Annotated in this window: 10 protein-coding genes; 7 read left to right on the top strand and 3 right to left on the bottom strand. The window is 69.3% G+C overall.

The genetic code is table 11. The features are described 5' to 3' along the window. Positions 1-5: 5 nt before the first annotated feature. Together ACFY1L_RS44970 and ACFY1L_RS44965 are read right to left on the bottom strand one after the other, a co-directional pair. Entirely contained in the window at positions 6-932 is a 927-nt protein-coding gene (locus tag ACFY1L_RS44970; protein WP_388838913.1) for a carbohydrate ABC transporter permease, read from the bottom strand. Continuing rightward, the gene (locus ACFY1L_RS44965; RefSeq protein ID WP_388838910.1) at positions 929-2,251 is read right to left on the bottom strand and encodes an ABC transporter substrate-binding protein; all 1,323 of its coding nucleotides are present in this window, start codon (positions 2,249-2,251) and stop codon (positions 929-931) included. Before ACFY1L_RS44965 ends, ACFY1L_RS44970 begins: the two co-directional genes overlap by 4 nt. A gap of 91 nt (positions 2,252-2,342) precedes the next feature. Here ACFY1L_RS44965 and ACFY1L_RS44960 point away from each other — a divergent pair, with 91 nt between their 5' ends. Continuing rightward, positions 2,343-3,392 carry a LacI family DNA-binding transcriptional regulator gene (locus ACFY1L_RS44960; protein WP_388838906.1) on the top strand — a complete coding sequence of 350 codons (1,050 nt, stop codon included), beginning with the start codon at positions 2,343-2,345 and terminating at the stop codon, positions 3,390-3,392. Between the two features lie 40 nt (positions 3,393-3,432). Here the strand turns inward: ACFY1L_RS44960 and ACFY1L_RS44955 are convergent, their stop codons facing one another. Beyond that, positions 3,433-4,725, bottom strand: a complete 1,293-nt coding sequence (locus ACFY1L_RS44955; RefSeq protein WP_388838903.1) for an alpha-L-fucosidase — start codon at positions 4,723-4,725, stop codon at positions 3,433-3,435. Between the two features lie 244 nt (positions 4,726-4,969). Between ACFY1L_RS44955 and ACFY1L_RS44950 the strand changes: the two genes are divergently transcribed. The 6 genes from ACFY1L_RS44950 to ACFY1L_RS44925 are packed head-to-tail and all read left to right on the top strand — an operon-like array spanning position 4,970 to position 12,145. Then, the gene (locus tag ACFY1L_RS44950) at positions 4,970-6,574 is read left to right on the top strand and encodes an ABC transporter substrate-binding protein (RefSeq protein ID WP_388838901.1); all 1,605 of its coding nucleotides are present in this window, start codon (positions 4,970-4,972) and stop codon (positions 6,572-6,574) included. Positions 6,575-6,620: 46 nt separating this feature from the next. Then, on the top strand, positions 6,621-7,676 hold the full coding sequence (locus ACFY1L_RS44945; protein WP_388838898.1) for an ABC transporter permease: 1,056 nt from the start codon (positions 6,621-6,623) through the stop codon (positions 7,674-7,676). Next, positions 7,673-8,593, top strand: coding sequence for an ABC transporter permease (locus ACFY1L_RS44940; RefSeq protein WP_388838895.1), 921 nt, complete (start codon positions 7,673-7,675; stop codon positions 8,591-8,593). The genes ACFY1L_RS44945 and ACFY1L_RS44940 overlap by 4 nt, the downstream gene beginning before the upstream one ends. Next, positions 8,590-9,603 carry an ABC transporter ATP-binding protein gene (locus ACFY1L_RS44935; RefSeq protein ID WP_388838892.1) on the top strand — a complete coding sequence of 338 codons (1,014 nt, stop codon included), beginning with the start codon at positions 8,590-8,592 and terminating at the stop codon, positions 9,601-9,603. Before ACFY1L_RS44940 ends, ACFY1L_RS44935 begins: the two co-directional genes overlap by 4 nt. Continuing rightward, a complete protein-coding gene (locus tag ACFY1L_RS44930) occupies positions 9,600-10,694 on the top strand; it encodes an ABC transporter ATP-binding protein (protein ID WP_388838889.1) in 1,095 nt (364 codons plus the stop codon). The genes ACFY1L_RS44935 and ACFY1L_RS44930 overlap by 4 nt, the downstream gene beginning before the upstream one ends. Continuing rightward, a complete protein-coding gene (locus tag ACFY1L_RS44925) occupies positions 10,691-12,145 on the top strand; it encodes a glycoside hydrolase family 3 N-terminal domain-containing protein (RefSeq protein ID WP_388838887.1) in 1,455 nt (484 codons plus the stop codon). Before ACFY1L_RS44930 ends, ACFY1L_RS44925 begins: the two co-directional genes overlap by 4 nt. Positions 12,146-12,155: the final 10 nt, after the last annotated feature.

Genomic DNA, 12,155 nt, shown 5'->3' with positions numbered 1-12,155 from the left:
CTCACTCACCGGGTGGCGTACATACGGGTGCGGGTGATCACGATCCAGGCGGCCAGCAGGCCGACCGCGAGCATGGCCAGCGACAGCGCGGCGGCCTTGCCGAAGTCGCCGTCCTGGGTGGCGTAGACGTAGGCGAGTTGGTTGACGGACCAGGTGGGACTGATCTGGCCGGGGGCGCCGGTGCCGAGCACGGTGGGTTCGACGAAGACCTGGCTGCCGGAGGCGAAGCTGGAGATCAGCACGACGGCGACGTACGTGCGGACCATGGGGAGCTTGACGTGCCACATGGTGCGCCAGGCTGAGGCGCCGTCGACCTGGGCCGCCTCCAGGACGTCCCTGGGGAGCGCGGTGAGGGCGCCGTAGAGGACGACGATCCAGCCGCCCGCATGCACCGCGACGCCCATCACGGCGAGGACGCCGATGAGGCTGCCGCCGGAGAGCGCGTCGGTGGCGCTGTGTACGTCCATCAGTTTCAGCAGCGGTCCGAACGGGCTGTTGTCCGGGCTGACCATGAACAGCCAGAGCAGGGCGGCGGCGGATCCGGTGACTGCGCCCGGGAGGTAGTAGACGAGCTGGAAGGCGCTCGTCGTCCTGCTTGGCCGGGCGTGCAGGGTGAAGGCCAGCGAGAGGACGGTCAGCAGCAGGACCGGGAGCCAGAGCAGGAGGTAGAGGGTGACGTTCTGGGCAGCCTCGCCGAGGCGGTAGTCGTCGAAGACGGCCGCCCAGTTGCGTCCGCCGGAGAAGGAGCCGTCGTGGACGAGGGAGGTCCACAGCGCGTATCCGGCGGGTGCGACTCCGAAGACCGCGAGGAACAGGGTGTAGGGGCCGATGAGGATCCATATGGCCGTGGTGCGGCCCCGGCGCCCGCGACGCCGGGGTGGGGCCGGCGGGGCTTTCGCCTTCGCGGGCGGGCGGATGGGCGTGAGCGTCATGGTCCGACCGTGTAGTCGCCGGTCTTGGCCGCCGCGTCGAGCTTGTCCTGCCAACTCGCCAGCGGGTTTTGGAGGTTGCCGCCGGAGTCGGCCGCCTTCCCGACGGTGTCGTTGAAGCTCGCCTGCCAGTCGGCCTCGAAGCGGACGGCTCCGAAACCGGGGCGCAGGGCGTCGGCCGCGGAGGTGAGCGCGGGCATCGGGTCGGAGGCGTAGTAGCCGTCCTTGGACTTGGCCTCGCCCCACTTCTGGGCGGCGGCCGTGAAGGCGGGGTAAGTCGGCTGCTTGGACTGCAGGGTGACGTCGGTGGTCATCCAACGCACCAGATCCACCGCTTCCTTCGTACGGTCACCCGCGTGCGCGGAGACGAGGAAGGCACCGCCGCCGACCTGGCCGGCGTAGGACTTGGTCTCACCGGGCCAGGTGGGCATGGGGGCCGCGGCGATCCGGCCCTTGGGGACCTTGAAGGCGGGCCCGAACATGAAGTCGCCGAACCAGGCGGGGCCCGGCAGCATCAGGATCTTGTTCTCCTTGCCCAGCTTGGCGAAAGCGGGGTCGGTGGGTACGACGGTGGTGACCGCCTTGGCCTTGGCCATCGGCTGGAGGAGGTCGGCCACTCGGGTGCAGCTCGGCTGGGTGAGGTCGATGTGGACCTTGGTGAGGCTGAGGGTGTCGCGAGTGGGGCAGCCGCTGCTGCCGAAGTAGGTGCCCGCGCCGTACTTGCCGTTGATGGCGCCGACGACGGTGCCGGGATGGTCCTTGGCGGCCTTCAGGCCGACCTGCTGGTACTCGGCCCACGTCTTGGGAACGGCATAGCCGTACTGCTTCATGAGCTTGGCGTCGTACCAGAGCACCGTCGGGGCAATGTCGTTGCGCAGGCAGTACGTCCTGCCGCCGAAGGTGCAGGTGTCGAGGGAGCCGGGGGTGAAGCCGTCGCGGACGGACTTCGGGACGAGGTCGTCGAGCGGGGCTGCGTAGCCGAACCTGTCGCCGGCGAGGGTCGCCGCCTCGGCCGGGTTGGTCAGGAAGACGACGTCGGGCCAGCCGCTCCTGGTGCGGTTGGCGAGGGAGACCTTGGTGGGCACGTAGCCCGCGTCGGGCGGGATGGTGACGATGCGCATCCTCACGTCGGGATGGGCCTTCTTGTACTGCTGGGCGGCCGGCGTACGGGTGTTGTCCACCCACACCAGCAACTCACCTTTGCCACCGCCCGAGTCGGTGCTCCCTCCGCCGGTGCCGCCGCAGCCGGCCAGTAACAGCGCCGCGGTGGCGGTGGCCAGGGAGGCGGTGCGCCGACTCCGGCCCGGACGCCATCTCTTCATCGAGAACCACCTGCCACCTCTACGCCGGAGGGTTGGATTGCGATAGTTTTCGCAATCAGCGACCGCTCCGGAAACGTAGGAGATTCATCCGATGACGTCAACAGTCCGGACAGGATCCGGCGAAGCGAGGAGGCGTACGCTGGCCGAAATCGCCGAGGAGGCAGGCGTTTCGGTCTCCACCATCTCCAAGGTGCTTCACGATAGGTCCGATGTATCGGCCGGAACCAGGGCCAAGGTGCAGCGTCTGCTGGAGAAGCACGGCTATCTGGCGAGGCAGCGGCCGACGGCCACCGCGGCACCGCCCGGCGGTCTGATCGACCTGGTCATCAACGAGTTGGACAGCCCGTGGGCGGTGGAGCTGATCCGTGGCGCGGAGGACGTGCTGCACGAGGCGGGCATGGGGCTGGTCGTCTCGGCGACGCACGGGCGGCAGAAGCGGGCACGCCAGTGGCTCGACTCGCTGGCCACGCGGCCCACGCGCGGCGCGATCCTGGTCGTCCCCGAACTCACCCCGGAGCAGCAGACGGATCTCGCCGGGCTCGGCATCCCGTACGCCCTCGTCGCCCCGATCGACGAGCCCGCACCCGGCATCCCCTGGGTGGGCGCGACCAACTGGCCCGGCGGGCTCGCCGCGACCCGTCACCTGATCGAGCTCGGCCACCGGCGCATCGCCGTCATCAGCGGCCCGGAGCGCCGGCTGACCTCACGCGCCCGGGTGGACGGCTACCGTTCGGCGCTGACGGAGGCCGGGCTCCCCTTCGACCCGGCCCTGGTGCGTTACGGCGACTTCACGCACGGTCTCGCGTATCAACACGCCCTGGATCTCCTGGCGTTGGACGACCGTCCGACGGCAATCTTCGCCGGGAGTGATCACCAGGCGTTGGGCACCTACCGTGCGGCGGCCGAGTTGGGCCTGCGTATCCCGCACGACGTCAGCGTGGTCGGCTTCGACGACCTGCCGTTCGCGGACTGGGTGACGCCTCGGCTGACGACCATGCGCACGCCCATTGCCGACATGACCGCACTCGCCGCCCGTATGGTGCTGCGGCTGCTGGCCGGGCAGGAGCCGGAGACGACGCGGGTGGAAGTGGCCACGGAGCTGGTGGTGCGGGAGAGCAGCGGGCCGCCGACGGAGTCCTGAGGAGCCGGCGTGCTACGGCTCCTCATGGAAGGGCCCGTCGCTACGACTCCGTCAGGAAGAGCTCGACGACCGGCACCAGTACGTCGGGACGGGTGACCGGAAGCGTCACGGTCAGCGTGTCGGCGGACTGCGGCAACGGGTCGAGGTGGGCGTGCGGTTGCGGAGTGCTGTCGAGGACGCCGAGCTCGACTTCGCTGCCGTCGTTGAGGAGTTGGGCGTACTCCACACGGCCGGCCAGCCCGGGCAGGTGGACGTGCCGGAACGGCCAGGCGAAGAGGTGCAGATAGAGGCGGTTGCCGCGGCAGGTGTAGACACCGTTGGCCGGCGGCTCGAACGGCGCCGGGCCGGCACCGTGAACGGCACGGGCGTGCAGTCGCATCCAGTCCGCGATGGCGTCGAGGGTGACGCGGGCGCGGGGTTCGAGGTTCCCGCGGCCGTCGGGGCCCACGTTGAGGATCATGTTGCCGTTGTTGGCCACGGACTGGACCAGCATGCGCACCAGGTCGCCGGGGTCCTTGAACTCCAGGTTGTCGCGGTGGTACCCCCATGAGCCGTTGAGGGTCTGGCACGCCTCCCACATGACCTGGACACCGTCCTCGGTGAGCGGGCGGTCCGGCTGGTACTGCTCGGGAGTGACGTAGTCGCCCGGGATGCCCAGGCGGTTGTTGACGACGATGCCGGGCTGAAGGCTACGGGTCAGGGCCAGGAGCCGGGGCGAGTCCCAGTCCTCCGGTCCCTTGCCGGGCATTCCGCCGCGGTTCCAGGGAAACGTGAAGTCGTAGAACATCAGGTCCACCTGGCCGTACGAGGTGAGCAGCTCCTTGACCTGGGCGTGCAGGTAGGCGCGGTATCCGCCCATGTCCCGGCCGGAGTTGAGGGCGGCGACGTCCGGTGCGTTGCGCAGCGGGTGGACGCCGTCGATGACGTAGTCGGGATGGTGCCAGTCGAGGAGCGAGTGGTAGAAGCCGACCTTGAGGCCCTCGGCGCGGACCGCGTCGACGAACTCGGCGACCAGGTCGCGACCGCAGACGCGGGCCGAGGTGTAGTCCGTGACCGCCGAGTCCCAGAGGCAGAAGCCGTCGTGGTGCTTGGTGGTCAGTACGGCGTAGCGCATGCCGGCGGCGCGCGCCGTGCGGGCGAGGTCGGCCGCGTCGAACAGGTCCGGGTCGAAGTGGTCGACGTACTTCTGGTACTCGGCGTCCCCGATCTCCTCGTAGCTGCGCACCCATTCGTGCCGTGCGGCCATGCTGTAGACGCCGAAGTGGACGAAGAGGCCGAACCTCGCCTCCCGCATCCAGCCGGTCGCCGCGGGGATGTCCTGTGGCTGCGTCAATCCATTGCCTCCGATAGCGCGACTGGGGGCCATTCTTCCCCCTGCACCGGGCAGAATTAAACACGACGCCGACTTACGAACCTGGTTCGTTTGTTTTTTGGGACGAGGTTCATTTATCGCGAATTCGCAGTCGCTTCTTGACGCCCAGCGTTTTTCGTCCACACAATGCCGCATCCGAGACGGGAGGTCAGCCGTGCGGCTCAGGCGTTCCTTCCGAACCGGTCCGGCAGCGGTGGTCGTGGTGATGAGTCTTGCGCTCACCGCCTGCCAGGACAGCGGTTCGGCAAATTCGGGCAATGGCTCGATGATGATCAACTATGCGTCCGGAAAAACCGTGCTGCAGCGCAACTTCAATCCTCTGACCAGCACCGGAGATGCATCTCCGGGAACCAGGATCTACATGTACCAGTCGCTCATGGGCGTGAATGTCCTCAAGGGTGGCGAATTCGAACCGTGGCTCGCCTCCACGCAGAAACTGTCGCCGGACGGCCGTACGCTGACCGTGGACATCGACAAGAAGGCTACCTGGAGCGACGGGAAACCGGTCACTGCCGAGGACGTGGTGTTCACCTTCCAACTGGTGAAGAAGACACCCGCGCTCAACTCCTCGGGAGTTTCCTTCACGTCCGTTGCCGCGCAGGGCGAGAAGACGGTCGTGTTCCATTTCGACAAGCCCGCCTTCACGCAGGTCGCCTCGATTCTCCAGCAGTACATCGTTCCGGAGAAATACTGGACGGGGAAGAATCCGGTCACCTTCACCAATCCCGATCCGGTGGGCAGCGGCCCGTACACCCTGAAGCGGTTCGACCCTCAGCAGATCACGCTGGGACTGCGCGGCGACTACTGGCGCAGCAGGATCCAGGTGAAGGAGGTCCGGCTGCCCGTGGTGAACTCCGCCACCGAGATCTCCCAACTCACCAGCGGCCAGGAGGACTTGAGCGGCGGCGCCATACCCAACCTGGAGAAGCAGTACGTCGACAAGAATCCGGCGAAGAACGGCTACTTCTACCCGACGTACGGGTCGCTGATCCTGGTCTTCAACCACGACCGCGGTGCGCTGAAGGACGTCCATGTCCGCAAGGCCGTCGAGTCGGCGATCGACCGCAAGCAGCTCATCCAGCTCGTCACCCAGCTCGGCGCCACCCCGATCAGCCAGACCGGCCTGGACGCGGCGACCCAGGGCAAGTGGCTCGACCCCGCGTACAAGGACGCCGTGCAGACCGACCTCGCCGCGGCCAAGTCCCAGCTGCAGCAGGCGGGCTACACCATCAGCGGGGGCAAGGCGACGAAGGGCGGCAAGCAGCTCACGCTCAACTACATCGAGGTCGCCGACTTCGCCGACTCGGTGCAGCGGGCCCGGATCATCGCCGACCAACTCGGCAAGATCGGCATCAAGGTGAATGTGCAGCCGCTGGCCAGCGGCACCTACACCGACACCAGGGCGAAGGGCGACTTCGATCTCGCCGCGTACGGACTCGCGTACGGCGCAGTGCCGTGGCAGGTCTACAACCCCCTGCTGAACAGCCAGTTCGCCGGTACCGCGAACGGCGGAAAGGCGCAGACGAACAACTACCTGCGCTGGCGCGACAAATCCACCGACAGCCTGCTCGACCAGCTCGCGAACTCCGGCGACGAGCAGACCCAGATCGACCTCACCCGCAGGCTGGAGAAGATCATCGTCGACCAGGTGCCGTTCGTGACGCTGTCGAACATCACCGCCGGCTGTGCGTGGAGCGCCCGCAACTGGACCGGTTTCCCCAGCAAGAGCGACCCGTACGACATCTGCGCACCCTGGAACGGCGGACCGGCGTTCGAGAACGTGCTCGCGCATCTGAAGCCGGTGAAGTGATGACCGTGTTCGGTGAAGTCCCTGCCGAGTCCAAGGCGTTCGCCCGATGACGGCGACGACGTTGCCGGTCGGTGAGGCACGGTCCTCGACGTCTGGTCGCCGGCGCGGCGGCCGGGCCCGGGTCCTGCTGCGCCGACTCGGTTTCTATCTCGGCACCGCTGCCGTGGCCATCACCCTGAACTTCGTCATCCCCCGGCTCATGCCGGGGGATCCGGCCTCCGTCATCCTGAACAAGCTGGCGCAGCGCTCACAGGTCACCCCGGCAACCGAGAAGTCCATCAGGGCGCTGTTCGGCGTACCCGACCAGAACCTGTGGCAGCAGTATCTGCACTACCTCTCCCAGCTCGCCCACCTCGACTTCGGCGTCTCCACCGCGTACTTCCCGCAGCCGGCCAGCGAGATGATCTCGCAGGGGCTGCCGTGGACCCTCGGCCTGGTGAGCCTGACGACCGTCCTCGCGTTCCTGATCGGCACGGGACTCGGCATCATCTCGGGTGGCAGGCCCGGCAGTCGCCTGGACAGCGTGATGGCCCCGCTCGCGACCTTCCTCGGCTCGATGCCGTACTTCTGGGTCGCCACCATGCTGCTGCTTCTGCTGTCGGTGAGCCTGCCGGTCTTCCCCTCCCAGAACGGCTACGACCTCAACCTCGAACCGGGCTTCGACTCCGCCTTCGTCACGAGCGTGATCGCGCACGGTTTCCTGCCCGCCGCCACGATCATCGTGTCCTCGGTCGGCGGCTGGCTGCTCGGCATGCGCAACATGATGATCACCACCGTGGCCGAGGACTACGTCACCCTCGCCGAGGCCAAGGGGCTCGGCCGCTGGCGGATCCTGCTCGCATATGCGGCCCGCAACGCGATGCTGCCGCAGGTGGCGGGCCTCGCCATCTCCATCGGCACGGTCGTCGGCGGCTCCCTGCTCGCCGAGGCGGTCTTCGCCTATCCCGGCATCGGCTACCTCTTCTACCAGGCGGTCGTGAACCTCGACTATCCGCTGATGCAGGCCCTGTTCCTGATCATCTCGCTGTCCGTACTGGTGGCGAACTTCATCGCCGACTCCGTCTACGTCCTGCTCGACCCGCGCACCCGGGAGGACGCGTGACGCTCACCGCCCCGCTCACTCCCACGGCCGGCCGGCTGACCTGGCGCACCGCCCTGCGCAAGCTGATCCCCGCCAACCGCAAGGCCCGGGCCGGACTCGCGATCATCGGCATGTACGTCCTGGTGGCCGCCGTCGGCCCGTGGATCGTGCAGTCCCTGATGAGCCTCTCCCCCACCGAGCTCACCGGCGCGGTCCTCCAACCCCCCTCTTCCGCCCATCCGTTGGGCACCACTCAGGACGGCACCGACGTCCTCGCCCAGCTCGTCGTCGGCACCCGCACGTCGCTGCTCGTCGGCGCGCTGGCGGCGGTCGTCTCCACCACGCTGTCGGTGGCCGTCGGACTGATCGGCGGCTACTACGGCGGCACGCTCGACTCGGTGCTCGGCGCACTCACCAACGTCTTCCTCGTCCTGCCCGGGCTGCCGCTGGTCATCATCCTCGCCGGGTATCTGCGCGGGCGGGGCGGCCCGTTCGCAGTGGCGCTGGTCATCGGGCTGACCGGCTGGGCCTGGGGCGCCCGCTCGAAACGCGTCCAGACGCTCTCCCTGCGGAACCGGGACTTCGTCGTGGGCGCGCGGCTGCTCGGCGAGAGCAACTTCCGGATCATGCTGGTCGAGGTGCTGCCCAATCTGCTGCCGGTGATCTCGGCGACGCTGATGCTCTCGCTCGTCACCTCCATCCTCGCCGTCTCCGGCCTGGACTTCCTGGGCATCGGCGACATCAACACCGTCAGCTGGGGCACCATGCTCTACTTCGCCCAGCAGCGGCAGGCGATGGTCTCCGGTGCGTGGTGGTGGTTCGTGCCGCCCGGGGTGGCGATCACCGTGCTGGGCGCCGCCGCCGGACTCGTCAACTTCGGCATCGACGAACTGACCAATCCACGGCTCCGGGGAGCCCGGCGCAAGGGGGCACAGTGACCGCGGCAGACCTCCTGCTGGACGTGCAGAACCTGAGCGTCGACTACGGCTCGGCGGCCGAACCCCTGCCTGCCGTGTCCGGGGTGTCCCTGCAACTGCGCCGCGGCGAGATCCTCGGCATCGCCGGCGAGAGCGGCAGCGGCAAGACGACTCTGATCAACACTCTGCTACGACTGCTGCGCCCACCCGCGGTCGTCCGGTCGGGCAGCGCGACGCTCCACCCGGCCGCGGGCGACCCCGTGGACCTGCTCCACGCCGACCCGCGCGAACTGCGCAGGACACGCTGGGAGCACACGGCCGTCGTCTTCCAGAGCGCGATGAACGCCCTCAATCCGGTGTCCAGGCTGAGCGCCCAGTTCACCGACGTCCTGCGCGCGCACCGCCGTATGCCGAAGTCCCGGGCCCGGGAACGCGCCACGCACATGCTCCAACTCGTCGGCATCCCCGCCACCCGCCTCGACAGCTATCCGCACGAGCTGTCCGGCGGAATGCGTCAACGGGCCACCATCGCCCTGGCCTTGGTGTGCGAGCCGGACCTGCTGGTGATGGACGAGCCGACGACGGCCGTGGACGTGGTGATGCAGCGACAGATCCTGCGCCAAGTGATCAGGCTGCAGAGGGAGTTGGGCTTCTCCGTCGTCTTCATCACGCACGATCTGTCCCTGCTGCTCGAGATCGCCGACCGTATCGCCGTGATGTACGGCGGGCGGATCGTGGAGAGCGGGCCGACCGGGGACCTGTACCGGGACCCCAAGCATCCGTACACGCGCGGACTGCGCGACTCCTTCCCGCCGTTGCGCGGACCGATGCGACGGCTGAACGGTATCCCCGGCAATCCACCCGATCTGCGCGGCCTCCCACCGGGCTGCGCCTTCGAGCCGCGCTGCCCGCATGCGACGGCGGAGTGCGGGGCGGCACCTCCGGAGTTGACCGAACACGGCGCCGCCCGCGCGGTGGCCTGCATCCACGCCGACTGGCTGCCCGTGCCGACCGCTGGAGGGCGAGCATGACCGACGAGCAAGCCCCGGCCCCGATGCAGGACGCGGTGGACGTCGTACTGGAAGCAGTCGACGTCACCGTCCACTATCCGGTGCACCGGGCCCGAGGCGAGACCGTGCACGCCCTGGACAACGCCTCACTGCGCCTGCGCCCCGGCCGCACCGTCGCCCTGGTCGGCGAGAGCGGCAGCGGCAAGTCCACCTTCGCCCGCACGCTCGCCCTCGCCCAGGAACCCACCGGCGGCAGCATCCTGCTGAACGGGAAACCGGCCTCGGCGAAGGGCCGCCGGGCCCGCCGCGCATACGCCCGCCGAGTGCAGATGGTGCTCCAGGACCCGTTCGGCTCCCTCAACCCCCTGCACCGCGTGCGGTACTTGCTCGAACGACCACTGCGGCTGCACGGCTCCGTCACCGACCGCGACGATCTGGAGCAGCGCCTTCGCGCCCTGCTGGAACGCGTACGGCTCACCCCGCCCGACCGCTTCCTGGAGGCCTTCCCGCATCAGCTCTCCGGCGGCCAGCGCCAGCGCGTCGCCATCGCCCGTGCGCTCGCGGTCGAACCCGAAGTGCTGCTCGGCGACGAGCTGGTGAGCATGCTGGACGTCTCCATCCGCCTGGAGATCCTCAACCTCCTCGCCACCCTCCGCGACGAGGAGCGCCTGGCCATGCTCTACATCACCCACGACATCGCCGGCGCCCGCTACTTCGCCGACGAGATCGCGGTGATGTACGCCGGCGAGATCGTCGAGTACGGCACCGCGGAGGACGTCACCCAGACCCCGGCGCATCCCTACACCCGGCTGCTGCTGGACTCGACGCCGGATCCCGACCGGATGGAGTTCCTGGCGGCACGGACGAGCCGGGACGACGGTACGACGCCGGACTCCGCCGGGGCGGACGACTACGGAGAGCCCCCGGACCTGGTCCACCCACCGTCCGGCTGCCGCTTCCACCCCCGTTGCCCCCTTGCCCGGCCCGCATGCAGCACCGAGCCGCCCCCACGTGTCGAGGTGACCGACCGTCACTGGGCCCGCTGTGTACTGCTGTTGGATCCGGACGAGGACGCCTATGGCCATACGACGACTCCGGAGATGACCCCGTGACCACACTCCCCGGTGATCTCGTCGAGGCCGCGAACCGCTGCCTCGTCGTCGGATTCGACGGAACGGCGCCTCCCGGCGAGCTGAGGCGGCTGGCCGACAGCGGACTCGGCGGCGTCATCCTGCACACCCGCAATGTCGCCGGGCGCGCTCAACTACGCGAGCTCACTGACAAGTTGCGCTCGCAGCGCCCCGGCCTGCTGGTCACCGTGGACCAAGAAGGCGGCGGCATCAGCCATCTGGCCGGGGCGGGAGCGCCGGAGACCCCGGGGGCCTGGGCGCTCGGGGTTGCCGACGACACCGCGCTGACCGCCGCCGTCGCGGACGCCCTCGCCCGGCATCTGGCCGAGTGCGGAGTGGCCGTGAGCTTCGCTCCGGTGGCCGACGTTCACCGTCGCGCAGCCAACCCCATCGTGCGTACGCGGGCGTTCGGCGCCGACCCCGGCCTCGCCGCCCGGCATGTCACCGCCTGGATCGAGGCCACACTGACGGCCGGTGTCGCCCCGTGCGCCAAGCACTTCCCGGGTCATGGCTCGACCGCCGTGGACAGTCACCTGGGTGTCGCCGTCGACACTAGGGACGAGCAGGTCCTGCGAGAGGTCGACCTGTTGCCGTTCCGGGCCGCCATCAGCGCGGGCGTCCCGCTCGTCATGACGGCGCACGTCGTCCACCCGGCGCTCGACCCCGCCGCTCCCGCCACCCTCAGCCGCCGTGTCCTCACCGACCTCCTGCGCACCGAACTCGGCTTTCAGGGCGTCATCGTGACCGACGCCCTGGAGATGAAGGCGATCGCATCCGGGGTGGGCGAGGCGGCCGGTGCCGTCGACGCGATCGCTGCGGGCGCCGACCTGCTGATCATCGCCCGCCCGGATCCGGAACTGTGGCTGCGGTGCCGGGACGCCCTGCTCGACGCGATGGCGAGCGCCAGGCTGGACCCGGCCCGAGTGGTCGAGGCTGCCGGCCGCGTGGACGCCCTGGCCGGGCGGTTCGCGCAGCCACCGGCGACGAGCGGCGGGCGTGCTCCCGAGGACATCGGGTTGGTCGCGGCCCGGCGGGCCATCCGCTGGAAGCCACTGCCCGGGCCCGTCCTCGATCCCTTCGTCGTCGACCTGCACCGCCGCCCCAACCCCGCGCTGGAATGGGCCCGTTCCGACCTCGTCTCCATCCTGCGCGAGGTCATCCCGGGCACCGAGGGCGTAGTGGCCGCACAGGGTCCCGTGGACGTGGCCGACATCCTGCGCCGCGCCCAGGGACGACCGCTGCTCATCGCCACCGAGGACCCGGACCTGCACCCCTGGCAGGCCGAGGCCCGTGCGGCCCTGCTCGACGGGCGCCCGGACGCACTCCTCGTCGCCACCGGGATGCCGGACGCGGAGACCGAGGTGGCGGACGGGCTGTGTGCGTACGGGCGGGGGCGGGCCAATCTGAGGGCCGTCGCCGAGGCGCTGCTGTGACCGTGCGCCG

The organism is Streptomyces sp. NPDC001663, assembly GCF_042893105.1.
In the GTDB taxonomy this organism is placed as follows: domain Bacteria; phylum Actinomycetota; class Actinomycetes; order Streptomycetales; family Streptomycetaceae; genus Streptomyces.
This window is presented reverse-complemented; position numbering and strand designations above follow the sequence as displayed.

Coding starts and splice junctions, on each gene's coding strand:
- ACFY1L_RS44950 (WP_388838901.1), top strand. CDS start 4,970: ATGAGTCTTGCGCTCACCGCCTGCCAGGACAGCGGTTCGGCAAATTCG.
- ACFY1L_RS44970 (WP_388838913.1), bottom strand. CDS start 932: ATGACGCTCACGCCCATCCGCCCGCCCGCGAAGGCGAAAGCCCCGCCG.
- ACFY1L_RS44965 (WP_388838910.1), bottom strand. CDS start 2,251: ATGAAGAGATGGCGTCCGGGCCGGAGTCGGCGCACCGCCTCCCTGGCC.
- ACFY1L_RS44930 (WP_388838889.1), top strand. CDS start 9,600: ATGACCGACGAGCAAGCCCCGGCCCCGATGCAGGACGCGGTGGACGTC.
- ACFY1L_RS44960 (WP_388838906.1), top strand. CDS start 2,343: ATGACGTCAACAGTCCGGACAGGATCCGGCGAAGCGAGGAGGCGTACG.
- ACFY1L_RS44945 (WP_388838898.1), top strand. CDS start 6,621: ATGACGGCGACGACGTTGCCGGTCGGTGAGGCACGGTCCTCGACGTCT.